26 protein-coding genes are annotated in these 23,974 nt (G+C 58.1%); 16 read left to right on the plus strand and 10 right to left on the minus strand.

Annotated features, from left to right (window positions below):
* Positions 1-38 precede the first annotated feature (38 nt).
* The 7 genes from thiD to ACKF11_RS05700 all read left to right on the plus strand — a co-directional run bounded on the left by thiD (position 39) and on the right by ACKF11_RS05700 (position 5,359).
* Complete coding sequence (thiD, locus tag ACKF11_RS05670; protein ID WP_405029510.1) at positions 39-878, plus strand: bifunctional hydroxymethylpyrimidine kinase/phosphomethylpyrimidine kinase; 840 nt, start codon at positions 39-41, stop codon at positions 876-878.
* On the plus strand, positions 865-1,494 hold the full coding sequence (thiE, locus tag ACKF11_RS05675; protein WP_407996287.1) for a thiamine phosphate synthase: 630 nt from the start codon (positions 865-867) through the stop codon (positions 1,492-1,494). The genes thiD and thiE overlap by 14 nt, the downstream gene beginning before the upstream one ends.
* Positions 1,495-1,503: 9 nt before the next feature.
* Positions 1,504-2,790 carry a glutamate-1-semialdehyde 2,1-aminomutase gene (gene hemL, locus ACKF11_RS05680; RefSeq protein ID WP_407996288.1) on the plus strand — a complete coding sequence of 429 codons (1,287 nt, stop codon included), beginning with the start codon at positions 1,504-1,506 and terminating at the stop codon, positions 2,788-2,790.
* Positions 2,787-3,350: an ATP-binding protein gene (locus tag ACKF11_RS05685; RefSeq protein ID WP_407996289.1), complete on the plus strand. Its 564-nt coding sequence runs from the start codon at positions 2,787-2,789 to the stop codon at positions 3,348-3,350. Before hemL ends, ACKF11_RS05685 begins: the two co-directional genes overlap by 4 nt.
* A gap of 59 nt (positions 3,351-3,409) precedes the next feature.
* Positions 3,410-4,474 (plus strand): uroporphyrinogen decarboxylase, encoded by a 1,065-nt coding sequence (hemE, locus tag ACKF11_RS05690; RefSeq protein ID WP_407996290.1) that lies wholly within the window; start codon positions 3,410-3,412, stop codon positions 4,472-4,474.
* A gap of 135 nt (positions 4,475-4,609) precedes the next feature.
* Entirely contained in the window at positions 4,610-5,086 is a 477-nt protein-coding gene (gene lysM, locus ACKF11_RS05695; RefSeq protein WP_407996291.1) for a peptidoglycan-binding protein LysM, read from the plus strand.
* A gap of 18 nt (positions 5,087-5,104) precedes the next feature.
* On the plus strand, positions 5,105-5,359 hold the full coding sequence (locus ACKF11_RS05700; RefSeq protein ID WP_407996292.1) for a hypothetical protein: 255 nt from the start codon (positions 5,105-5,107) through the stop codon (positions 5,357-5,359).
* A 67-nt stretch (positions 5,360-5,426) separates the two neighbouring features.
* On the opposite strand, the gene ACKF11_RS05705 is transcribed toward ACKF11_RS05700, so the two are convergent.
* On the minus strand, positions 5,427-6,215 hold the full coding sequence (locus ACKF11_RS05705) for an SDR family NAD(P)-dependent oxidoreductase (RefSeq protein WP_407996293.1): 789 nt from the start codon (positions 6,213-6,215) through the stop codon (positions 5,427-5,429).
* A gap of 288 nt (positions 6,216-6,503) precedes the next feature.
* On the opposite strand from ACKF11_RS05705, the gene ACKF11_RS05710 reads away from it, so the two are divergent.
* Entirely contained in the window at positions 6,504-6,794 is a 291-nt protein-coding gene (locus tag ACKF11_RS05710) for a DUF5666 domain-containing protein (protein ID WP_407993433.1), read from the plus strand.
* Here the strand turns inward: ACKF11_RS05710 and ACKF11_RS05715 are convergent.
* On the minus strand, positions 6,791-7,369 hold the full coding sequence (locus tag ACKF11_RS05715; protein WP_407996294.1) for a tetratricopeptide repeat protein: 579 nt from the start codon (positions 7,367-7,369) through the stop codon (positions 6,791-6,793). The genes ACKF11_RS05710 and ACKF11_RS05715 overlap by 4 nt on opposite strands.
* Between ACKF11_RS05715 and ACKF11_RS05720 the strand changes: the two genes are divergently transcribed.
* Positions 7,368-7,493, plus strand: a complete 126-nt coding sequence (locus tag ACKF11_RS05720; protein ID WP_407996295.1) for a hypothetical protein — start codon at positions 7,368-7,370, stop codon at positions 7,491-7,493. The two genes, ACKF11_RS05715 and ACKF11_RS05720, sit on opposite strands and share 2 nt — an antisense overlap.
* Before the next feature lie 200 nt (positions 7,494-7,693).
* On the opposite strand, the gene ACKF11_RS05725 is transcribed toward ACKF11_RS05720, so the two are convergent.
* Positions 7,694-9,904 (minus strand): primosomal protein N', encoded by a 2,211-nt coding sequence (locus ACKF11_RS05725; protein WP_407996296.1) that lies wholly within the window; start codon positions 9,902-9,904, stop codon positions 7,694-7,696.
* Positions 9,905-10,010: 106 nt separating this feature from the next.
* Between ACKF11_RS05725 and argS the strand changes: the two genes are divergently transcribed.
* The 6 genes from argS to ACKF11_RS05755 all read left to right on the plus strand — a co-directional run bounded on the left by argS (position 10,011) and on the right by ACKF11_RS05755 (position 14,622).
* Positions 10,011-11,669 (plus strand): arginine--tRNA ligase, encoded by a 1,659-nt coding sequence (gene argS / locus ACKF11_RS05730; RefSeq protein WP_407996297.1) that lies wholly within the window; start codon positions 10,011-10,013, stop codon positions 11,667-11,669.
* A 134-nt stretch (positions 11,670-11,803) separates the two neighbouring features.
* Positions 11,804-12,415, plus strand: a complete 612-nt coding sequence (locus tag ACKF11_RS05735) for an SPOR domain-containing protein (protein ID WP_407993437.1) — start codon at positions 11,804-11,806, stop codon at positions 12,413-12,415.
* Positions 12,416-12,479: 64 nt separating this feature from the next.
* Complete coding sequence (locus tag ACKF11_RS05740; protein ID WP_407996298.1) at positions 12,480-13,115, plus strand: thiol:disulfide interchange protein DsbA/DsbL; 636 nt, start codon at positions 12,480-12,482, stop codon at positions 13,113-13,115.
* A gap of 16 nt (positions 13,116-13,131) precedes the next feature.
* Positions 13,132-13,926: an SDR family oxidoreductase gene (locus ACKF11_RS05745; RefSeq protein ID WP_407996299.1), complete on the plus strand. Its 795-nt coding sequence runs from the start codon at positions 13,132-13,134 to the stop codon at positions 13,924-13,926.
* A 95-nt stretch (positions 13,927-14,021) separates the two neighbouring features.
* Positions 14,022-14,303 (plus strand): type II toxin-antitoxin system RelE/ParE family toxin, encoded by a 282-nt coding sequence (locus ACKF11_RS05750; protein WP_407996300.1) that lies wholly within the window; start codon positions 14,022-14,024, stop codon positions 14,301-14,303.
* A 16-nt stretch (positions 14,304-14,319) separates the two neighbouring features.
* Entirely contained in the window at positions 14,320-14,622 is a 303-nt protein-coding gene (locus ACKF11_RS05755) for a HigA family addiction module antitoxin (RefSeq protein ID WP_407993441.1), read from the plus strand.
* 286 nt (positions 14,623-14,908) lie between these two features.
* Here the strand turns inward: ACKF11_RS05755 and ACKF11_RS05760 are convergent, their stop codons facing one another.
* The 5 genes from ACKF11_RS05760 to ACKF11_RS05780 form a co-directional block, all read right to left on the minus strand.
* Positions 14,909-16,354 carry a surface lipoprotein assembly modifier gene (locus ACKF11_RS05760; protein ID WP_407996301.1) on the minus strand — a complete coding sequence of 482 codons (1,446 nt, stop codon included), beginning with the start codon at positions 16,352-16,354 and terminating at the stop codon, positions 14,909-14,911.
* 77 nt (positions 16,355-16,431) lie between these two features.
* Positions 16,432-17,211, minus strand: coding sequence for a HupA family protein (locus tag ACKF11_RS05765; RefSeq protein WP_407996302.1), 780 nt, complete (start codon positions 17,209-17,211; stop codon positions 16,432-16,434).
* A 238-nt stretch (positions 17,212-17,449) separates the two neighbouring features.
* Complete coding sequence (locus ACKF11_RS05770) at positions 17,450-20,584, minus strand: TonB-dependent receptor (RefSeq protein ID WP_407996303.1); 3,135 nt, start codon at positions 20,582-20,584, stop codon at positions 17,450-17,452.
* A 216-nt stretch (positions 20,585-20,800) separates the two neighbouring features.
* Positions 20,801-21,763, minus strand: a complete 963-nt coding sequence (locus ACKF11_RS05775; RefSeq protein WP_407996304.1) for a FecR domain-containing protein — start codon at positions 21,761-21,763, stop codon at positions 20,801-20,803.
* Positions 21,764-21,776: 13 nt separating this feature from the next.
* Complete coding sequence (locus ACKF11_RS05780) at positions 21,777-22,271, minus strand: sigma-70 family RNA polymerase sigma factor (RefSeq protein WP_407996305.1); 495 nt, start codon at positions 22,269-22,271, stop codon at positions 21,777-21,779.
* 145 nt (positions 22,272-22,416) lie between these two features.
* Between ACKF11_RS05780 and ACKF11_RS05785 the strand changes: the two genes are divergently transcribed.
* Positions 22,417-22,962, plus strand: coding sequence for an MSMEG_1061 family FMN-dependent PPOX-type flavoprotein (locus ACKF11_RS05785; protein ID WP_407996306.1), 546 nt, complete (start codon positions 22,417-22,419; stop codon positions 22,960-22,962).
* A 277-nt stretch (positions 22,963-23,239) separates the two neighbouring features.
* On the opposite strand, the gene ACKF11_RS05790 is transcribed toward ACKF11_RS05785, so the two are convergent.
* Complete coding sequence (locus tag ACKF11_RS05790) at positions 23,240-23,482, minus strand: DUF2789 domain-containing protein (protein ID WP_407996307.1); 243 nt, start codon at positions 23,480-23,482, stop codon at positions 23,240-23,242.
* A 155-nt stretch (positions 23,483-23,637) separates the two neighbouring features.
* Positions 23,638-23,973, minus strand: coding sequence for a hypothetical protein (locus ACKF11_RS05795; RefSeq protein WP_407996308.1), 336 nt, complete (start codon positions 23,971-23,973; stop codon positions 23,638-23,640).
* Between the last annotated feature and the right edge of the window lies 1 nt (position 23,974).

Consider the following 23,974-nt stretch of genomic DNA (forward strand, 5'->3'; position numbering starts at 1 on the left):
CTGTTCGAGCCCGTTTATCCATCTGACAGGATTCCGCCATGGAAACAATCAACCTCATGCCTCCCAGCGTACTCACCTTTGCCGCTACCGACCCCAGCAGCGGCGCAGGCCTGCAGGCAGATCTCTTGGCATTGGCCAGCATCGGCTGCCACCCCTTGTCTGTCGTCACGGCGGTCACCGTACAGGATACGGTAGGGGTGGAAAATGTCGTCCCCCTGGACGCGGAACTCATCAACGAACAAGCGCGCACCATCCTGGAAGATATGCAGATATCGGCCTTCAAGCTCGGCATGCTGGGCAGCGTGGAAAATATCGCCGTGATTGCCGAGATCGTTGCGGACTACCCCGATGTACCGTTGCTGATAGACCCGATCCTGTCTTCGGGCCGTGGCGACGAGTTGGCCAACGAAGCCATGCAGGAGGCGATGATAGATTTGCTGTTCCCGCAAGCGACGCTGCTCACGCCGAACAGCCTGGAAGCACGGCGGCTGGCATTCACCGGGGACTTTACCGACGAAAGCGAACATGCCTCTATCGAAGAGGTGGCGGAGCGCCTGCTGGCGCTCGGGCCTGAATATGTCCTGATCACCGGCACGCACGAACGCTCGCCGCAAGTAGTCAACAATCTTTACGGCTCGCAGAAGCTGTTGCGCTCCTATCCTTGCGAGCGCCTGCCGGGAAGCTACCACGGCTCCGGCTGCACGCTGGCCTCGGCGATCGCCGCCTGCCTGGCGCACGGGCTGGGCATGGAGGAAGCCATCGCGGAGGCGCAAGAATATACCTGGCACTCGCTGCGCCACGCCTTCCGTCCCGGCATGGGGCAATACATCCCCGACCGCTTGTTCTGGGCACGCGAAGAATCCGATGACGCGGAATAACCTCCCGGCAATCCACGGACTGTATGCCATCACCCCGGATGAAACCGACACGCCCAGGCTGCTGACCATCTGCGAGGCTGCCCTCGCCGGAGGAGCCGGGGTGCTGCAATACCGCAATAAGCGAGTTTCCGGCGAACAGGCCCACGCCCAGGCCAGCGCGCTCCTGGCCTTGTGCCGCCGTTTCCAGGTGCCCCTCATCATCAATGATGACGTCCAGCTTGCCGCCGGGCTGGATGCGGACGGCGTGCACCTGGGCATAGACGACGGCGATATTGCCGCCGCACGGGCGGCATTGGGCCAACGCAAAATCATCGGCGCCTCCTGCTACAACAACCTCGGCCTAGCCCGGCAGGCCGCCGGCCTGGGCGCGGATTACGTCGCCTTCGGCGCATGTTTTCCTTCCTCCACCAAGCCAAACGCGCCACGCGCCGACCTCGCCTTGTTCGCCAAGGCGCGTGAACTCGGTTTGCCAGTCGTTGCCATAGGGGGGATCAACCTGGAGAATGCCGCCAGCATCATCAGCGCGGGCGCCGATGCCGTGGCCGTGATCGGGGCATTGTGGAACGCTCCCAACATCCAGGCGCAAGCCAGTCAATTCAACCAACTTTTCAGTTAGAGCCAGGCCATGAGCAGAAACCAGCAATTATTCGAACAATCCCAAACCCTGATCCCGGGCGGCGTGAATTCGCCGGTGCGCGCCTTCGGCTCGGTCGGCGGCACGCCGGTGTTCTTCAAGCGCGGCCTTGGCTCGCGGCTGTGGGACGAAGACGGCAAGGAATACATCGACTACGTTGGCTCCTGGGGCCCGATGATCCTCGGCCATGCGCAGCCCGACGTGGTTGCCGCCGTGCAAGCCGCCGCCGCCAACAGCCTGTCCTTCGGCGCGCCGACCGCGCTGGAACTGGAAATGGCGCAACTGATCACGCAGCTCGTCCCCAGCATGGAGCAAGTGCGGCTGGTCAGCTCGGGCACGGAAGCCACCATGAGCGCCATCCGACTGGCGCGCGGCTTCACCAGCCGTAGCAAGATACTCAAGTTCGAGGGCTGCTACCACGGCCATGCCGACTCCCTGTTGGTCAAGGCAGGTTCGGGAGCGCTCACTTTCGGTCAGCCCAGCTCTGCCGGCGTGCCGCCCGAGCTGGCTGCCCATACATTGACCTTGCCCTACAACGATGTGCAGGCGCTGGAACAACTATTCGAGGAGCTAGGCAAGGAGATCGCCTGCGTCATCCTCGAGCCGGTGGCAGGCAACATGAACCTGGTGCGACCCACGCCGGAATTTCTGGCCGCATTGCGCTCACTATGCACCCAATCCGGCACCCTGTTGATTTTCGACGAGGTCATGACCGGCTTCCGTGTCGCCTTGGGTGGCGCACAGCAATTGTTCGGCATCAAGCCCGACCTCACCACGCTCGGCAAGGTGATCGGCGGCGGCCTGCCGGTGGGCGCTTTCGGCGGCCGCGCCGACGTCATGGCCTTCCTCGCGCCCTTGGGGCCGGTGTACCAGGCCGGCACCTTGTCCGGCAACCCGGTCGCCGTTGCCGCCGGCTTGGCGACATTGAAGCAATTGCAGCGTCCCGGCTTTCATGAAGCGCTTTCCGCGAAAACACGCCAACTCACCGACGGCCTGGCCCAGGCGGCACGCGATGCCGGCGTCACGTTCAGTGCACAAAGCGTCGGCGGCATGTTCGGCGTCTATTTCAGCGCCGAATGCCCCTCCAGCTTCGCCGAGGTCATGCAGGCGGACAAACACGCATTCAACCGCTTCTTCCACGGCATGCTGGAAGAGGGCGTTTACCTGGCGCCATCCGCTTTCGAAGCCGGTTTTGTCTCGATTGCACACAGCGAAGCGGATATCAACCAGACCATTGCCGCGGCAGAAAGCGTATTCAGCCGAATCAACGCCCAATGACCAACCGGCCGCGCATCTATATCACGGGTGCGTCATGTGCCGGCGTCACGACGCTGGGCGCTACGCTTGCACGGCAGTTAGGGCTGCCGCATATCGATGTGGACCAGTTCTACTGGCTGCCCACCGACCCGCCTTTTTCGCTCAAACGCCCTCCGCAAGAGCGCGTCAGCCTGATCCGCGACGCATTGGGCGAGGATGGCTGGATCCTGGCCGGCTCGTTCGATGGCTGGGGCGACGCCCTGATCGAGCATGCCAGCCTGATCGTGTTTGTGGTCACGCCCCATGCGGTGCGCATGGACAGGCTAAGAAAGCGTGAAAAACAACGTCATGGAGAACGCATAGCGCCGGGCGGCGACATGTACGAGGCGCACCTTGCGTTTGCCGAATGGGCATCTCAGTACGAATCGCCCGGTCCCGGCCATACCGGGCGTAATTTGGCGCGACATGAAGACTGGCTTGCACAGCAGTCATTGCCGGTCCTGCGCCTGGACGGCACCGACCATCCCGACCGCCTGGCAGCACAAGTCGTTTCCGCCTTGCCTGGGCATGAGCTCCATTAATAGCCCTTTGCCTCGCTTATGCCATTAGAATAAAGCCTTGATTGACAGGACCAGCCGTAATGACTTCACTGAAAAATGATGTTTTCCTCCGCGCACTGCAACGCCAGCGTACGCCTTACACCCCGGTCTGGATGATGCGCCAGGCAGGGCGTTACCTGCCGGAGTACCGCGAAACGCGGAAAAAAGCCGGCAGCTTCATGGATCTGTGCAAGAACACGGACCTGGCGACCGAAGTCACCCTGCAGCCGCTGGACCGCTTCCCGCTCGATGCCGCCATCCTGTTCTCCGACATCCTCACCATTCCCGATGCGATGGGCTTGGGGCTGTATTTCGAGGAAGGCGAAGGCCCCAAGTTCGAGCGCACATTGCGCGAGGAAAGCGACATCCGCAAGCTCGCCGTGCCGGACATCGGCAGCGAGCTCGGCTATGTCACCGACGCCGTGAGCCAGATCCGCCGCGCGCTTGACGGCCGCGTGCCCCTGATCGGCTTTTCCGGCAGCCCCTGGACATTGGCGACTTATATGGTGGAAGGCCGCGGCGGCACCGATTTCCTCACCATCAAGCAGATGGCCTACGCCCGGCCCGACCTGCTGCACCATATCCTGTCGGTAACGGCCCAGGCCGTCACCGGCTACCTCAATGCGCAGATTGCCTCCGGCGCGCAGGCCGTGATGATATTCGACTCGTGGGGCGGGGCGCTTTCCCACCATGCCTACCAGGAGTTCTCGCTGCAGTACATGAAGCAGATCGTCAGCGGATTGACCAAGGAAAACGAAGGCCGCGCCGTGCCTAGCATCGTGTTCACCAAGGGCGGCGGCCTCTGGCTCGAATCCCAGGCGGAAACCGGCGCGGACGCACTGGGGCTAGATTGGACGGTCTCCCTGGGCGAAGCGCGCAAGCGCGTAGGCGGCAAGGTCGCCCTGCAAGGCAACATGGATCCCGCCATCCTGCTTTCCACCCCTGCAGCCGTGGAAAAGGAAGCCGCACGCATTCTCGCCGATTACGGCATAGGCAGCGGCCATGTCTTCAACCTCGGCCACGGCATCACGCAATTCACCCCGCCCGAGAATGCGGAGGCCATGATCAAGGCAGTGCATGCCATCAGCAGCAAATACCACCTGTAAGAGCCCATTAATACCCCATGGCCGCGATTGACAAAAAATGACATTCGCGGCCGCCATTTCCCGCAATATGGGAGTAAGATGAACTATTAACACGTTTCGTTTGTCACGACTTCATAACAACAAGGAGATAAGCAAATGGGTTTGATTTCATTCATCAAGGACGCCGGCGAAAAGCTGTTTGGCACCCACCCCGCCGTCGAGTCAAAAACCGAAAATCCGGTAGCTTCCGCCAATGCCGAGGCCAGCAAGGCCATACTCAACTACATCCACAAAATGGAGCTTGACGCAGACGGCCTGCAGGTGGATTTCGACGGCGCCACGGGCAAGGTTACGGTCAGCGGCACGGCTGCCACTCAGGAGGTCAAGGAAAAGATCCTGCTCTGTTGCGGCAACATCAACGGCGTCAGCGATGTCGTGGACAACCTCAAGGTCACTGCGGCAGAAACCGCCCCCGTGTTCTACACCGTGGTACGCGGCGATACCTTGTCCAAGATTGCCAAGGAGCACTACGGCAACGCCAATGCCTACATGAAGATTTTCGAGGCGAACAAGCCCATGCTGAACCATCCCGATAAAATCTATCCGGGCCAGACTCTACGCATCCCCCAATAACATCAACAGGAGATTCAGATGAAATTACTATCAACGTCCGTCCTTGCCATTTTCCTTGCCAGCCTGGCGCTGGGAGGTTGCAGCAACAAGGAAGAAGAGAATGTTGAAGCTGCCGCTGCGGAAGCCGTAGAGCAAGCCCAGGAGCATGCGGAACATGCTGCCGACAGGGCGGAGGAAGCGGTCGACGACGCAAAGGACGCTGCTGAAGACGCGATCGACAAGGCGCGCGAAGCCGCTGCCGAGCATCAGGAAGAACATTCCGCCGAGCACTAACTCCCATCAATACCCGGGCCTGCGCCCGGGTATCTTCCTACAGATTTCTCACCTGGCACCTGCCTAATCAAAAAGCGGAGCGGATTAATCCGCCCTCTGCACGTATAGTGGCGCCGTTAATCACGGCGGCACGCTCGCTGCAGACAAATGCCACGATGTCGCCGATTTCCGCCGGGTCGATCAACCTGCCGATCAACGAAGTGGGGCGGTTCTCGCTGATGAATTTCTTTTCCGCTTCCTCCAGGCTGATGCCTGGATAAATATCCTGGATGAATTTCTCCACGCCCTCAGTGCGGGTGGGGCCAGGCAGTACGGCATTCACCGTCACCGCCGTCTGTTTGGTCAACTCCGCCAGGGAGCGCGAAATCCCGAGTTGCATAGTTTTGGTAGCGCTGTAATGCGCCATTTCAGGGGCAGGCGTAACGCCGGACTCGCTCGAGATGAACACAATGCGCCCGGCCTTGTTTTCCAGCATCTTGCCTAGGTAGTGCCTGGCCAGCCTGACACCGCTCATGATGTTCACTTCGAACAAATGCTGCCAGGCGGCATCCGCCTCGTCGAAAAAGCCCACCGCTTCGTAGATACCCAGATTGTTCACCAGGATATCGACTTGCGGGAATTGCGCCAGCGTTGCCTGCGTGCCTTCCACCGTGCCGTTATCCGCCGCCAGCCCCAGCAAATCAGCTTGCGGCACATCCCGCCTGACCTTGTCGATCGCCTTGTCCACGCTGGCCTGGCTGCGCCCGTTGATGATGACCCGCGCCCCTTCCCTTGCCAGCGATTTCGCTATTTCCAGGCCGATCCCGGCGGAGGATGCGGTCACAAGCGCCAATTTATTTTCCAGGTTGAGTTGCATGGTGGCTCCTATGGATCAATGAATAGGGTCCAGTATGCGCTCCATATACCGGCTTGATAAGCAGTTCGCATGGAAGCTGATGAGTGCACTATTCCACAGTGCAAATATTACCCGGGAGCCATACGCCAAAACACCTGCCAGTTTGCTAACTCCTGCAATTTGCAGCTAGACAGTGTCTAACTTCTCAGAAGCAGTCCTACATCAAGATCAGCCTGATACCGATACGGCGTCCATATTCCAGTGGTTAACCTTGCTTTCATCCAAGCTCAACATCAAGAGGATAACAATATGAAGCTCGCCAATCTATTCAGCGCTATTTCCCTACTCACTGTCAGTACTTTGCTGGTCAGCACCCCCGCGATGGCGGATAAAGAATTCGTCGGCCGTATCGACGCGCGTCCAGCCGGCAACCTGGGTATCTGGACCATCAGCGGGCAACAGGTGGAAGTCACTGAGAAGACCGATATCGATCCCGATCAAGGCCCGTTGGTGGTAGGTGCATGTGTCGAGGTAGAGCATGACAAGGGCGTGGTATCCGAAATCGAAACCGTCAAGCCTGAAAAATGCGGCAAGAACTAAACACTGCGCTGCCGCAGCAGCTCGCGTTCAAGGTTGGCGAAGTATTCAGCCTGGTCCGCCTGTCCCAGGCTAAGGTAGAAGGCGTGCAGGTTCTTGGCAGCCAGGAAGCTGCCCCTGCCGACTACTGTGCTGTTGAGGGCGGGGTTGTCGCCGATTTCCAGGCATCTTTCCCAGCTTGAGGCAATCATTGGCAGCAGGGCCTCGGCTTGCGAAGGATCGGCAATCGCCCAGTCCAGCAGGAGGTCGCCGAGCGCAAAGAAGAAGTCGGGAGAATGCTGCCAATGCGGCATCTCGGCCTCAGCCAAGTCCACAGCCTGACTGAAACGGCCTGCCTTCTTCAGGCTGAACAGGCTGCGCGCCACCAAGTCGTGCCGCCAGGCGGCATTGGCGCCGGTACGCAGCAACGCCTTCTCATAAAACGGCACCGCCTCGGCAAAACGCGCATAGATTTCCAGTTCCTTGCCTAGTTGGTAATTGAGGTAGGCATCTTCCGGATTCGATGCCAGTTCCAACCGCAGCAAAGCCTCGTTGCGCCCTTGCTTGGGCCGCCTTGTGCTGCTCCAAATAGCCGTCATGTCCGACGACCAGAGCCAGTTGCCGTCTCGGCATACCGGGACAGACTGGCTGTTCGTGAATGCGCCCGGCATAGCGCACGTGGCGCGGCAGGATGCGGGATATCCATATGCTGGAAACCTGTAGCTCCCCGTCCACCTCGGCCTCATCGTCACGGCGCAATATGCCGATCATCTCCTCGTTGCAATGCCGCAATGCAGTCAATGCAACGCCGCCGGAGACAATCCACTCGTCCGCGTCCCAATCAGCGCTGGATAATTCCAACGCCGCGTTCCTGGCGGCGGCAAAATCGGCGTACCAAGGGCTATGCGCTTGCTGGACACGGGCTAGAACTCCTGCGGGTCCACGTCCACCGCCCAGCGTATCTTGTTGCCGAGCGGATGCGCGCGCAATTGCGGCGTGAGCTGTCTCAGGACCAATTGCAGGGCCTGCCTGGTTGCCGCCTGGAACAGCAACTGCCCGCGCTCCATGCCTTTCAGGCGCTCCATCTGCGGCCTAACCGGGTCGTACACCAGCGCGTCGGTGCCCAGCTCGCGTGCGGCATCGGCAGCAAATTGCAGGAAACGTTGCACAGGGCCGTATTCGCTGGCCTCAGCCTTGATCAAGGCCAGGAATTCGTAGGGCGGGAACTGGGCGATTTCGCGCTCCTGCAACAGGCCGGCGGCATAAGCTGCGTAATCCTGGCCGCGCAGGGCGTTGAACAATTGATGCTCCGGGAAGGTGGTCTGGATCAAAACCTCGCCCGGCTTATCCGCCCGGCCCGCACGCCCTGCGACCTGCATGAGCTGGGCGAACAGGCGCTCGGCGGCGCGGAAATCCGGGCTGAACAGGGCGCTGTCGGTATCGAGCACGCCCACCAGCGTCAGGTTGGGGAAATCATGGCCTTTCGCCAGCATTTGCGTCCCCACCAGGATATCCACTTCTCCCGCATGCACTGCGGACAGCATCTCACTCAAGGCATTTTTGCGCCTTGTACTGTCGCGGTCCACCCGCAATACGCGCGCATCGGGCAGCAGCTTGGCCAGGGTTTCCTCCAGCCGCTGCGTGCCGTTCCCGGTGGGGTGCAAGTCGGCATTGCCGCAACTCGGGCATTGCCGCACGATTTTCTGCTCATGCCCGCAATGATGGCAGCGCAAGAAACCCTGGCGCAGGTGAACCACCAGCCTGCTGCTGCAGCGCATGCAGGGCGCGATCCAATGGCAGGCGTTGCACAGCAGCACGGGCGCATAACCGCGGCGGTTGATGAAGAGCAGGCTCTGCTCGCCGCGCTCCAGGCGGGCTTTCAATGCTTTTATCAGCTGCGGCGACAAGCCTTCCTGCATCTGCACGCGGGAAACGTCCACGCAATTCACCCGCGGCAGCTGCGACTGGCTCACCGCCCGCTGCTGCATGCCGAGCAGGCCGTAGCGCCCGCTTTGGGCGTTATGCCAGGTTTCCAGCGCCGGAGTGGCCGAACCCAGCACGATGGGGATATTGCGGCGTTGCGCGCGCACCAGCGCCACATCGCGGGCATGGTAGCGCATGCTGTCCTGCTGCTTGTAGGAAGTGTCGTGCTCCTCGTCTACGATCATGAACTTGAGCCCGGGTAGAGGAGTAAAGACCGACAGGCGGGTACCGATCACGATACGTGCGGCGCCTGTTTGCGCCAGCCGCCAGTTTTGCAAGCGCTCACTTTCGCTGAGATTGCTGTGCAGCGTGACCAACGGATATTGCGGCAACCGGGTGCGGAACCGTGCCTCCAGCTGTGGCGTGAGGTTGATTTCCGGCACCAGCACCAGCGCCTGGTCGTGATTGCCCTCCAGCACCGCCTGCAGGAGGCGGATGTAGACCTCGGTCTTGCCGCTGCCGGTAATGCCGTGCAGCAGCCATGGCTTGAACATGTCGCGATGCTGCAGGATGCTGTGCACGGCATGGGATTGTTCGCCGTTCAGTTCGGGCTGCACGTTGGAAGCGTGCAATGTCGAACTCAAGCCTGCATAGACTTGCTCTTCATCTATCCAACCCTGTTCGCGCAGGGCCATCAGCCCCTTGCGCCAGCCCGGGCTGAGTGCCGCCAGCTCCGCCTCGTTCAGGCAACCATGCTCGCGCAATGCGGTGAAAATCCGGCACTGGACCGTTTGGCGGGCGGGGATGGACGCTACGTCGGCGGCCTGGCCCGCTGCGTTGAGCCAATAGCGGAACTGCTGCCTCGCCTGCGCCGGCTCGGTCTGGCGCAAACGCGCAGGCAGTGCCGAAAGCAGGGCCTGCCCGTAAGGATATTGATAGTAATCGGCACAGAATTTCAGCAGCGAGAAGAATTCGCTGTCGAGCACGGGCTCGTGGTCGAAATGCCGGATGATGGACTTGAGCTTGGCCGGGGCGATATCGCTGCCGGCTGCAATATCGACCACCACGCCCACCTGCTTGCGCGAGCCGAATGGCACAACGACGCGCTGCCCAACCTGCACGGGCACATCGCTACGGTAATCGAACACGCCGTCCAGCGGGACATCCAGCGCGACTTTAAGGATATGCATCTCAGCCGAATGCTGGCTCATGCCGTCTCCATCATCTGCCGTCCGCATGACGAAGTTCGACAATTGCATATCAGTGCAAGCTTGCAGTAGGTTAAAATAATGCTTTTATTCACGTTCGTCGCTCGCCTTGAAAGCACATCTTACCGAATTACTGCAGGTCGCCGCAAACAGCCTAGCTGCCGACGCGGGCACCAGCGCCATCCAGCTTGAGCGTCCCAAGAACACGCAGCATGGGGACTTTTCCACCAACCTCGCCATGACCCTGGCCAAGCCGTTGCGCCAGAATCCGCGCGCGATTGCCGAATCCCTGATCAAGGCATTGCCCGCTTCCGAATACGTCGCCAAGGTCGAGATCGCAGGCGCGGGCTTCATCAATTTCTACCTGAGCCCGGCTGCCAAGCAGACGGTGGTGCGCGAAATCCAGCGCCAGGGCGCGCAATACGGCCGCAACGACGCAGGGCAGGCGCGCAAGGTGCAGGTGGAGTTCGTTTCCGCCAACCCGACCGGGCCGCTGCATGTTGGCCATGGGCGCGGCGCCGCGGTCGGCGACTGTCTCGCGCGCCTGCTCGCCGCCAACGGCTGGGCGGTCACACGCGAGTTCTACTACAACGATGCCGGCGCGCAGATCGACAACCTCACCATCTCCGTGCAATCGCGCTGCAAAGGCATCACGCCTGACGATGCCGCCTGGCCGGAAGACGGCTACCGCGGCGACTACATCGCCGATGTCGCGGCCGCCTACATGGCGAAGGAAACCGTCACCGCCGACGACCAGGCCGTCACGGGCAAGGGCGACGCCGAGGACGCCGAGGCGATCCGCCAGTTTGCCGTGGCCTACCTGCGCCACGAGCAGGATCTCGACCTCAAGGCGTTCAAGATCAATTTCGACGTGTTCTCGCTCGAATCCGCGCTCTATCGCGACGGCAAGGTGGAAAGCACTGTCGGCAACCTCGTCAAGAGCGGCCACACCTACGAGCAGGACGACGCCCTCTGGCTGCGCACTACCGATTTCGGCGACGACAAGGATCGCGTCATGCGCAAGCGCGAGGGCGGCTATACTTACTTCGTCCCCGACGTGGCCTACCACCTCGACAAATGGCAGCGCGGCTTTGAGCGCGTGATCAACGAGCAAGGCGCCGACCACCACAGCACCATCACCCGCGTGCGCGCCGGCTTGCAGGCGCTTGATGTCGGCATCCCCAAGGGCTGGCCGGAATACGTGCTGCACCAGATGGTCACCGTGATGCGCGGCGGCGAGGAGGTGAAAATTTCCAAGCGTGCCGGCAGCTACGTCACGCTGCGCGACCTGATCGAGGAAGTCGGCTGCGATGCCACGCGCTACTTCCTGGCCGCGCGCCGCGCCGATTCGCAACTGGTGTTCGACATCGACCTCGCCCGCGCCCAGAGCAACGACAACCCGGTCTATTACATCCAGTATGCCCATGCGCGCATCTGCAGCGTATTGAACGAATGGGGCGGCGACATCGCCAGCCTGGCCCAGGCCGACCTCAGCCCGCTGGATACCGAGCACGAAGCCGTGCTGATGCAGCGCCTGGGCGAATTTCCCGAGCTGGTTGCCAATGCCGCGCAGGAACTGGCGCCACACATGGTGGCAACCTATCTCAAGGATCTTGCCGGCGACCTGCACAGTTATTACAACGCGCATAAATTCCTGGTGGAAAACGCCGATATCACTGCAGCGCGCATGGCACTGGTCAGCGCTACGCGCCAGGTGCTGCGCAACGGCCTGGAACTGCTCGGCGTGAGCGCGCCAGAAAAAATGTAATCGAAGATGTAAACTTCAAGCATTGCTTAAGAATTGATTGTTGACGGGGAACCATCGCAACCTGAGTCAAGTCGCTAGGCAGGCCTCCATGCAAGGCCTGCCAGGACGTGAATGAAAGAGGAAGAGGAATTATCGTGAGTCGAGATTACAAGCCAGCACAGCGCAAATCGAGCTCCGGCGGCAACAGCAAAGGCAGCCCGTTTTTCACCGGCTTGCTGGTCGGCCTGCTATTGGGTGTCGGCATTTCCGTCGGCGTCGCCATCGTCGTCATGAAGAGCGACAGCCCGTTCTCGGACAAGGCAGGCAAGCCCAAGCTGGAACCTGGCGAAATCGCATTGCCCAAGCCGGAAAGCAAGCCAGCCAATGAAGCCGGCAATGGACAATCCGCCAGCGAAAAGCCGCGTTTCGATTTCTACACCATCCTGCCTGGCACCGAAAGCCAGGTAACGGAGCAGGAAATCAAGCAGAAGGAGGCCGACCCGGCCCCCGCGCAAACGCAGGAAAGCTATTTCCTGCAGGTCGGGGCGTTCCAGACCGAGCAAGAGGCCGACAACATGAAGGCCAAGCTGGCCTTGCTGGGGCAAGAAGCCATCGTGCAGACGGCCACGATTCCCGGCAAGGGCGTGTGGCATCGCGTGCGCGTAGGCCCGTTCGCCGACCTGAACCAAATCAATAGCGCCAAGTCTGATCTTGCGCAAAACGGCTTCAAGGCGGATTTGATCAAAGTGAATAGCCCTGGACAATAAGTTAGGGTCATCCAGAACAATTTGCACAACGTTAACCACCTAAACTCGATCGTAAGGACATGATATGAAAAAGCTTCTCGCTGCCTTGATGCTGCTGGTATCTGCAACGGCCATGGCGGATCCGCAACTGGGTAACGAATTCAACCAGACAGCCAAGACCATCAAGACCGACAACCCGGCCAAGATCGAAGTGCTGGAAATTTTCTGGTACGGTTGCCCGCATTGCTACCACTTGGAACCAAGCCTGGCGACCTGGGTGAAGAAGCTGCCGCAGGATGTCTACTTCAAGCGCGTTCCCGGCGTCCCTCGTCCAGACTGGGCGCCTGCTGGCAAGGCGTTTTATGCGCTGGAAGCCCTCAACCTGACCGAGAAACTGCACAACCAGCTGTTCGACGCCATCCACAAGGCTCGCACTGTGAACCCGACCGTGGAAGCGCAACTGATCGACTGGATCACCAAGCAAGGCGGACAGGACCGCAAAAAAGTGGAAGAAGCATTCAACTCATTCTCCACCAACAACAATGTCGTACGCGCGATGAACACCTTCCGCGATTCCGGCGCCACCGGCGTGCCTGCCATCATCATTGACGGCCGCTACATCACCTCCAGCTCCATGGCGGGTGGCAACCAGAACGTGCTCAAGGTAGCCGACTACCTCATCGACAACGTGCGCAAGGAAAAGAGCGGCGGCGCCAAGTAATCTTCCGCCTGTCGCGATGCTGCACACATCCACACCCGCTGCCGGCCAGCGGGTTTTTATTACCGGTGCCTCCAGCGGCATCGGCCTCGCCCTTGCCCGACACTATCTCAAGCAAGGCGCCACCGTTGGCGTCACTGCGCGCAGGGCGGAGCTATTGCACAAGCTCGCGGCCGAGTTCCCCAGCGGGCAATGCAGGCCTTACCAGGCAGACGTGCGTGATGTCCAGACCATGCAGGCCATCGCGCAGGATTTCATCCGGGCAGCCGGCGTGCCGCATATCGTAATCGCCAATGCAGGCGTCAGCCGCGGCACCCTGACCGCCGAAGCCGAAGATACCGCAGCGTTCCATACCGTATTCGAGATCAACGTCTTCGGCATGCTGCACACCTTCCAGCCCTTCATCGCCGCCATGCGGGCATCCGGCCTGCAAGGCCAGCTGGTCGGCATCGCCAGCGTCGCGGGCATACGCGGCCTGCCGGGGGCTGGCGCCTACAGCGCCTCGAAATCCGCAGCCATCACCTACCTTGAAAGCCTGCGCACCGAGATGCAGCACCACGGTATCGCCGTCACCACCATCGCTCCAGGCTACATCCGCACCCCGATGACCGACGTCAACGGTTACCGCATGCCCTTCCTCATGGACGTCGATATCGCCGCGGCAAAGTTCGCCCACGCCATCGCCCGGCGCAAGCGTTTTGTCGTCATCCCCTGGCAAATGGGCTGGGTAGCGCGCATCCTGCGCATCATCCCACGCTGGTTATGGGATAGGTTGACCAAGAACGCGCCGCACAAACCGCGCATTGGAATATGAACTGCATCACATGCCCCCATCAATTCACAAGTAAAATCTGGAATTCAATATTACTATCACTTTACGATAGTATCGCCATACGATACTATTAACGCATGGCGATACTATCCTTTAAATGTCGGGATACCGAATCCATATTTGACGGCAAGCGCACACGGCGTTTTGTCAATATCGAAACAGTAGCGCTACGCAAGCTGGCGATGCTCAACCGTGCCGCGCTACTCGAAGACTTACGGATTCCGCCAGGAAATCGACTCGAAGCCTTGGAAGGCGACCGGGCAGGCCAATATAGCATCCGCATCAACGACCAATGGCGCATATGCTTCGTATGGTCTGCCACAGGGCCAAAGGATGTCGAAATCGTCGATTACCATTGAAAGAAAGGAGTTCATCATGACACGTGAAGTCAAATGGCCGCACCCCGGCGAAATCCTGCTGCATGAATTCATCAAGCCGATGGGCATCACGCAATACCGGCTGGCAAAAGAAATTGGCGTGCCTCAACGCCGCATTGGCGACATCGTGGCGGGAACTCGCGCCATCTCTGTAGACACCGGGCTGCGGCTATCCAAGTTCTTTGGCACATCCGATGCATTCTGGATCGGCCTGCAATTCGATTACGATGCCATCATCGCAAAGGAACGCATGGCCGATGTACTGGAGCGCATCCGTAAATTTGAACCCGCGCGCGTTTAACCCGTTATGCCTTTGCCATTCGCCCGCAGCATACCCTGGCAGCGCTCATTACCATTTACAGCCTAATGACGAGATTCCGGGTCGAGCCCGGAATGACAAGTGAAACAGTCATTCCCGGTAAAAATTCTCTCTCTTTGTCATGCCGGATTCAATCCGGCATCTCCTCCTACGTTGCGTTCACCTCTATATTTCCAGCCATGCCTAGCCCGGCACAAAAGCCAAGATAGCCATCAACTACAAATCAATCCGCACCCGATGATCGACACGAACAATTACCGCACGGCACTCAGAACGACTTTTCCATCCTGATCCCGGCCTGTGTCCGGCGATAGGAGAAAAACAGCGGCAGCGTGCTTTCGGTGTCGTAATGTTGCACGTAAAGTGAAGGCTTGATGCCCTGCACCTGCAAGCCGGGGAAACCCAACGCCAGGCTGTAGAAATCCTCGGTATCCTTCCTTAACCCACCGAAAAGGGCGTTGTATTCGTCATATTTACGCCAGCGCCTGGATGCTGACATGGTCACGTCCAACCATGAGTTGAAGGTGTGGAATATACCCACCCGCACGCCGGAACGATGAAAGCTGGCAACCGGGAAATCCAGCTTGCGGCGAATGTAATCCACGCCGCCGAACAACAATGTTTTATTGGAAAGCGCATATAGCTGATTCAACGTCACCAGGTATTGCCGGGCGTCGTTACCCTTTTCCTCATCCCTCACGTAACGGATATCCTGCCAGTTGATGGTCAGGGTATTCTGCCAATTGGGCGTGATCTGGCTGCGCGCTTCGGCCATCAGTCCTCCCGCAGTGTAAAGCCTGCGGTTGCTTTGCCAATATGCCTCAAAGGTAGGCGCGATAAACAAGCGATGTTTGGGCGTGCGATAGGCATAACCCAGCGCTACATTCCATAGCCCGATGTTGTACAGATTATCCTGCGTATAGTCGGAACCATAGACGAGCGAACGGAACATCAGGCCATGGCGGCCTTTCAAGGGCGTGAACTTCTCCGCCGTCAACGTGTAATTCACCCCATGGCTCGGCAACGCCTTGGGCGCAGACCACCGGGCCGCGCATAGATCATTGCCGATTGAAAGCAGGCAGAGCGACGCGTCGGAAGTCAGGTTGATGTTGTCGTCCTTGAAATAATCCAGGGCCGCATAGAATTTCCACTCATTACGCTTTTCCAGCGCGTCCAGATATAAATTGATATTGCTCTGCACCGCCATTGGCAGGTCGGGCGTCAATACCGAAAGGAAAATCTGCTTGGCCTCTTTATCCTCGCTATTCTTGAACAAGGCCCGCGCATAATCCATTTTCCCCCGGGTAAATTGCGGCAGGTAGGACAACACCCGCTCATATTTCTCCAGCGCCAGAGGTAAATTGCCTTGGGCTTCGGCCAGGTTGGCTTCTACATAGGCTATCAAACTGGGATCGCGACGCGGCGAAACCAGGTAATGGCTCATGAGGCTCTTCACCCGCGGCCAATTCTGCTGATTGATCTGATTGAATATTTCCTGCTCCAATGCAGCGACGCTGCTCTGATCGTCATCCAATGTGAACACAGGCTCTGGCTGAATCAGCTCCTCAAGCGTGGGCTGGCCGCGACTGTTATCGAGCCGGTCACGTGCCTGGTCGATCAACTGCCACTGGTTGGAACTATTGTCGAGAAAGTCATTGGCCCATGATACGGACGACAGGCATAGACAAATCAGGGGAGGGAAGAGGGCTTTCAAGTGCTCACCTCAGTCTGGCGACATCAATGAAAAAAGTACAAGCCCGAGGGCTTGTACTTACACGGCTAGAGACTCAATTAGCGAGTGCCAGCAAAACCAACGCTCTTGCTTGCATCTGTCAGGTGATCTGCCGTCCCTGCCAATGCTTGCGCACTATTCCCGTAAAAGAAGCCATTAACCTCATAGTCAATGTTATTTGCTGTCCCAATGAATCTGGCAGTGGCCGCACTCCCCGAACCAGCAACATATATAATAGTTGAACTATCAAGAGCAATAGTGTTGCTAGAGCTGGCAATACTGCCACTAAGAGATCCACCGGTACCAGCAGCATTGAAATTTGCCGTCAGTGTGCCTGTGTAATATTCATTTCCTTGTCCTACCCCTTGCGTGGCATAGCTATAATTATTGCCTTTTACTGCATCTAGGCTACGGGTAACATTGTCGCCCACTACATATGCAGCATAGACAGGAACAGAAGAATTGGACGGTGAAACCCCTTCCCATACACCAAAATAGACCCTATTACTGTCGCTGCCAGTCACTCTTCCGAGGGCCCAAGTGCCCATGCCTGCGTGGCTGCCTGTGCCGCCGGAAATCGTGGCGATGCCATTGCTATCTATAGATGTGCGTAGGGTGTCATACAGAACATGGGCATTGACCCTGGCGCCACTGCCAACCGAATAGACGCCAATACCAGGCTCGTTTGCAGCACCATGGGTAGGTCCTGTATATACAGAAGGCCCTACATTAACCAAAGCTGGATGGGTAGAGAAACCAACTACATTTTCACCGGCAGCAAAACTAACACTTGAAACTGATAATAAAACCAATGAAGCCAAAGATAACTTTTTCATCATTACTTCCTTTCCTAGTTTTATGTGGGTAAATGCCTTTTCAAATCAGGCAGAATATGAAAAAATAATTCTCATAATGATTTTTATTATTATTTATTGTTATTAAAAATTGGCAATAACGCAGCGGATTACAAAACAGTAATTCCGGGGGGAAGAATCTGCATTACTGCCATTCCTGACTACTGCATGCCAGCCCATCGTGGCATGACCCCCTCAATTCCCTCGGTAACTGGCGACCAAACTAAATATCGATACGCAAACCAAGCCGCAATGTCCTACCTGGGGCAGGCATCCAACTACGCGCGAGCGGGTCCACATAATAGCGATCCGTCAGGTTCATCGCGGAAAACTCGACCAAGGTATTTTTGGTGATCTGATAATTCGCATAGGCGTCTACCACCGTAGTGGATGCCCAGTTCACCGGCATTCCGACCAGGTTGCTGGTCAATTTGGTATATTGGGTTTCCCGGTCATAAGTTGTGAAATAAGTCACCCGGGTACCAAATTCCAGCCTGTTGTCAAACAAACGGCTGCCCAACATCAAATTGAGGGAGTGTTTTGGCTGTTTGGTATTGAGCAAAATACCGTGCGGAAAGCCATAATTGACGCATTCTGAAATTTCGCCTGGATAGCTCGAATACACAATGGCTTCATTCTTGTCGCAGACCTCATTCTTGAGGTTCCTGATGGCGCTGAAATCGGCAAAGAAACGGCCACTGTCGAAACGGCTCTGGAATTCCACGCCTCTAATTTTCTGCTGGTCAAGGTTGGCAGAGACAAATCCCCTCGTCAGCACCACGGTATCGATCACGTTCTTGATATCCTGATCGAAATAGGCGATCTTGGCATCCGCTACCGTGCCTTGCTTAAAGAAACGGCTGAAATCATGACTAAGACCAACTTCGATATTGCGTGCCTTTTCAGGTTGCAACGGATCCAGGCCATACATTTCACGGCTATTCAACAAGGCTACATATCCGCCATGCGTCCCTTCCGCCATGGAAGGCATGCGGATATCCTGCGCATAGCGAAAATACAAGCGTGAATAGAAACCCTTGAAGGTCACGCCGAAAGACGGTGCCCAGTCAGTATCCTTGACCTTCCCATTTGGAGCTGCACGATTTGCATCAGACAGGTACAAACCGGATGTAGCCTGGATTGCCATGGTCGATAGATCCAGATCACTTACCGAAACAAGACCGGCAAAGGTTGTATCCAGCATTTTCTGCAATTCGGCAAGACCGTTGCTGCTTAGCTTGCCATCACTATCTACCTGCAAAAAGCCTGCCAAACTTCTCCCAGAACGATAGATAGTATTGAGCGTAGTCTCGAGATCAGCAGAGTTAATATAGGTGTCGCTAGAACCTAAAATTCCCGCTCTCGTAAGCGCTCCAGAAATTAATAATGGCACATATCTATCCTGCCTGATTCCAACAAGAAACTGCCTGGCAACCAGTGGTTTCTCCCGATTATCTGCAGCCACTGCGTTGTTCTGCAAATACTCCAAATATCCTTTATCCTTCATGGAAAAAGCCCGGCGCTTGGCGCCTGCATCCAGTTCCAGCCAGCTCAGCGGCTGCCAGTTGAAATTGAAGTAAATATCGTTTTCGTGCCGCTGGCCTCCGCGCACATTGCCAGCCCACCTGGCATTCACATCCAGGGTTTCATACTGGTAGTTGCCGCCTACCAGCAGGCTCAAGGTGTCGTGCAACTGGAATTTGTTGCTGATGGAAAATCCGGTGCGGTCGTTTTGTACGTCCAGCCGGTTGGATTGTGCGGTGATGTACTCGCGATCAGGCACGATCTCCACCAATCCGTTCAACGCGCCGCGCCCGGAGAAATCGTCAGAATTGGTCTCTGTCTTCCAGAGCTTGGCCTGCAAATCAAGAAAGCGGTTATCTTCCGGCTTCCAGGCATAATCTAGGTTGTAGGCTTTCTGTTTCGACTCGCCTTCCGGCCATTGGAACACTTGCCCGCTTGCCAGCTGCGCCTCGGTCACGTTGCGGATGGCAGTTGGAGAAATAGCGCCGGTATGCATTTCCGTCGTGCGCACGCCAAAGCCGAGCAACATGTCGTCCGTGATGTTCCATTCCCCTTTTGCCAGGAATGATTCAGCCTCGCTGCTGGTGTTGGTGACCTCCTTGCCGGCCTTGTAGAACTCGGCAATAGAAGCCGTGGTAGTGTACTGCTGAGGCAGGCTATTGCTGTACATGCCGGCATTCTGGTATTTCTCGGCGCCATGCCTGCCCGCGAAGTAATTGCCGCGCTTGCGGTAGCTGTATGCTGCCAGGAAGTTGAAATCCTCGTTCTGCCATGCGACGGCCGCCATTGCCGAACCGGACTTGGAGTTGAACAATGTAGGGTTGTCGCTAGGCGTCACATTGGTTGGATAGCGGTTGCTGAACTCCTGCGTCAACTGCGTTGCCTCAGCGCCATTGTTGACGTGATAGACCTGTCCTTCCGGCATGGTATCGGGGAAGCGCGGGCTGGTGGTGTTGGTCTCGCCGTCTATCCTGAGCCGTACGCCGAAGCGCTGGCCCGGCTTGAGGATGTCCTGCGCGCCGATGGTGCGCAGCGCAATCCCGCCGCCGCTGGCGGTTTGCACGTTGCGGTCGATCGCCGCGCCCTTGACCACGGTGCCGCCTGCGATCAGGTTGGGGTCTATGTAGTTGGCATTGTTCGCCCCGACATAAAAACCCTTGCTCTTGGTAATGGACTGCTCGGTGCCGTCTATGGTCAAGGGGATGCGGCCCTGGCCCTGTATGCCCCGGATATTGGGGTCAAGCACGTCGCCGCTGTAGACGCCCACTTGCCCGCGGAAGATGTCGGCGACGTTGCTGCCCTTGAACTTGGTGAAGTTGGTGTCGTCCATATAGATGGTGGACACGGATTGCCGGTAGACGGCGCGTTTTTGCTCTTCGTCTGGCCGCAGCGCCTTGACCTCGACCTCTTCCAACATCACGCCTGCAGACGTTTTTGCAGTAGCCGCTTGGTTAGGCACCGTGGGGGACAGCTTGTAAAGGGTGTATCCGTCCTCCCCCCTCGGCATCAGCCCCAGGCCGCTGTTTTGGAGTATCTGCTCCAGGCCTGCGCGCGGCGAATAGCTGCCTTGCAGGCCGGCGCTCTGCTTGTCCGCGACCAATGCGGGATCGAACGACAACGCGATCTTGTTGGTGACGGTATAGGAGGTCAGGACGTCGTGCAGCGATCCTGCCGGGATACTGTATTGCCTGACTTCCACTGCCAAGCCCGCCGCCATGGCCGGATGCGCAGCGGTCATGGCCGCCACCAGCACGCCAGCCACGGCGCCCTGAATCAACTGATGCCGCATTGCCTGCAGCGGCCTGCCATCGCCTTGGTTGGACGATTTCCCCATTTCAATTTCCTTGCTTCCTGTTGAGTTATAAAAATTTTGCTTACTTCAATAAGACGAACCGGAAACAAAAAAGGATCACAATGAGAATCATTAATTCATGAAATGCTGAATCAGTGTGGCTAGCGAAGCCGATTGGAGCGATATTTTGCCTACTTACCGGAATGGCGGAGGATAAGGAAAAGCTGGATCACAACCTGGGTCTTGATCAGTTGACCCTCAAGCCAAAGGAACCAGGCTGACCCAGTAAGGCGAAACCGTGGTCACGCTTATAGGCAGGGTGCTTTGCAGGAGGTTGAGGCTGCGGCCGACCTCCATGAGCGGAAAGGTGCCTGAGACACGCAGATCGGCAATGTCGGGATGGCAGCGCAGTACGCCCACATGATAGCGCCGTAGCTCGTCAACCACGGCGGCAAGCGGCTGGTCGCGCACGACCAGCATGCCTTGCGTCCACGCCTCCTGGGCATGGGCGACGGGCCTGGCGTTCTGCATCGCCATCTCGCCGAATTCCGTTTGCTGGCCTGCCTGGATGATGGCCTTGCGGTCCGGCCTGGATCTGGGGGTGACTTCGACCGCGCTTTCAAACACGGCAAGATGGCTGCCATGATCCAATTGCCGGATGCTGAACCGGGTGCCCAGCGCACGCGCCACGCCATCCCTGGTCTGCACCCTGAATGGGCGGTCCATGCCGCTTGAGTCGGCAGCGGTGGTGATATGCAGCTCGCCTTGCTTCAGCCATACAAGCCGTTGATGCCGGTCATAGATGACGTCTACGCTGGTTGCCGTGTTGAGGAGGAGCGCCGTGCCGTCAGCAAGCGTGACATGCCGCTGCCTGCCGGTGGCCGCATGGTAATCGCTGGTGTATTCAAGCCAGGGCTGCGCCCTCCATGCCTGCCAGGCTGCCGGGCTGAGCACCAGCAATACGGCGAGTTTCTTGATTGCGCGGCGGCGGGCAGGGGAAACCGGGCGCTGCAACGCGGTCTTTCCCAGTTCCGGCGGCAGGGTGTGGACGATGCCGATAAATTGCTGCGCCCGCTGCCACGCCACTTCATGCTGCTCGCTTTGTGCGCGCCACCGCGCTATCTCGGCATTGTTGACCGCTGCGGTTTCCCCGGAATGTATTTGCACCAGCCAATCCGCAGCTTGCTCCAGGATGGTCGGATCGATATCGACAGGTTTCATGGCGGCTGGCCTCCTATAGCGGCTCTACCTGCATGCAGGCGATGAACGCCTTGTGCATGTGGCGCTTGATGGTGGGCACCGAACAATTCATCCGTTCGGCAATCGCGGCATAGGTCATCCCGTCCAGCTGGGAAAGCAGGAACACCTGCCTGGTGGCGGGCGGCAGGGATTGCAGCACTCTGTCCACCTGCTCCAGCGCCTCGAGCACCAGCAGGGACTGCTCGGGCGAAGGCGCTTCCTGCTCGGGAAACAGGGAGATGGCCGCCAGATAGGCCTGCTCCAGCTTCTTGCGCCGCCAGTGGTCGATGACCAGATTCCTGGCAATGGAAGAAAGATAGGCCCGAGGCTGCCCGAGATTGGCGATATTGGGCCGCGCCGCCATCACGCGGATAAAGGTGTCCTGCATCAGGTCCGCCGCCTGCTCGCTGCAGCCCAGTTTCCCGCGCAGCCAATTATGCAGCCAGCCACGGTAATGGCTGTATAGCTGCTCCACATGACAGATTGTCATTTCAGTTTTGCACTCATCTTGGATATGAATATGAACTGTCAGCATGGAGTGACAATTCGCCGCGATTATCGCAAATAAGAACTATTAACATCATGATAAACTACGGTCAATCTCCCATGCAATCACTTTTACCCAGGAGCATGCCATGTCATTGCCCGGGCTGGACGAACATAGTCGCAGGTTTATCGGGCTATCGCCTTTTTTCTGCATCAGCTCGCATGGGCAGGAGGGCCTGGGCGACCTTTCGCCGCGCGGCGGGGAACCGGGGTTCGTCCATGTGCTGGATGACCGGCACATTGCCTTTCCAGACCGGCCGGGCAACAACCGGCTGGATACGCTGACCAACATCCTTGTTTCGCCTGGGGTGGGCATGCTGTTCTTCCTGCCGGGCATTCATGAAATGCTGCGCATCAACGGCGTGGCGTCCATTACCCTGGATGAGAACCTCATGCAGCGCTTCGTGCACCAAAGCAAGCCGCCGCGTGCCGTGATCATGGTGGAGGTGAAGGAGGTGTATATGCATTGCTCCAAGGCGTTGCGGCGCTCGGAACTGTGGAATACGGACAAGCAGATCAGCCGGAAGGAGTTTCCCACCTTGGGGCAGATTGCCAAGGATCAGTACAAGCTATTTGTCCCGGCCAAGCTGATCGACCTGGCGCTGGACCGTGATGCGAAGAAGAATTTGTACTAAGAGCCTGTTCACGGTCATTTCATAGGGCACGCATGGTTTCAAAACGTGTCCGGTCAAGGCACAGTCCGCAGGTAATGCTCATTGCCTTGCCAAGGGCTGCAACGCGGAGCGGGCGCGTGTTGGGGCCATGCCCTTCGGGTTGCCCCGGCAGCGCAGCCGCTGCTGCGTTGCAAATCCTCGCCGGGCAATCAGCACGGCTTCGGTTTGCGCCTTGCATCGACTACACTGCCGGGGCAACGTGCCCTATGAAATGACCATGAACAGGCTCTAAGCCTGTTCAGGTTTCGACCGGACGCAATGCGATATTGAGCTGGTCGATCACTTCGGCCCAGTCGGCATCCTGCAACCAGCCTTCGCGCAGGAAGGCTGCCTGTGCGGGCGTCCAGAAAGGGGCGTCAGGCAATAGAACGTCATGAGGCAGGGGAGAGTGTTCGGCGAGAAACCGGCGGATGCCCAATTCATCGGTGGGAAGGCCAAGCTGGGCAAACAGTTCGGAAAAACGGTGGAAGGTCTGGCTCATGGGTGGCACCTCGTCTCAAATCGTTGGCGGGCATTGCACGGGCAATCAACGTCGATTTAAACATAGGCGCTGATGTCGTTCAATCAGCGTTCCGCCTACACCGGAACCAAGCGCGGCCACAAGCGTGCATAACGCCAAACGTGTTGGCCAGCGCGTTAAACGCCTTTGATATCTTTCCAGTCGATTTCGATGACTTGCCCCGGCCCCGCATCGATGAGGATGTAGAACTCGCCTTGAGGGCGTTTGAAGCGGATGCGGGAATGGTCGTCCAGCTTGCCGGAAAACTGCATGTTTTCATTGTAGTCGATCACTTCCACCAGCGCGTTGAGCAGCGGATGGCCGTCGGATTCGCCGCCCTCGCAGACGATTTCCTTGGCTTCCGCCCAGCATTTGCCTATCGGAATATGCACGCCGTGCGCCCATGCCGACGAGCTGCCCAACAAGGCCAGCAGCACGAGAGTACGGGAAATGAAGGTTTTGCCAACTTGCATG

The organism is Methylobacillus draconifructus, assembly GCF_045984385.1.
Taxonomy (GTDB): domain Bacteria; phylum Pseudomonadota; class Gammaproteobacteria; order Burkholderiales; family Methylophilaceae; genus Methylobacillus; species Methylobacillus flagellatus_A.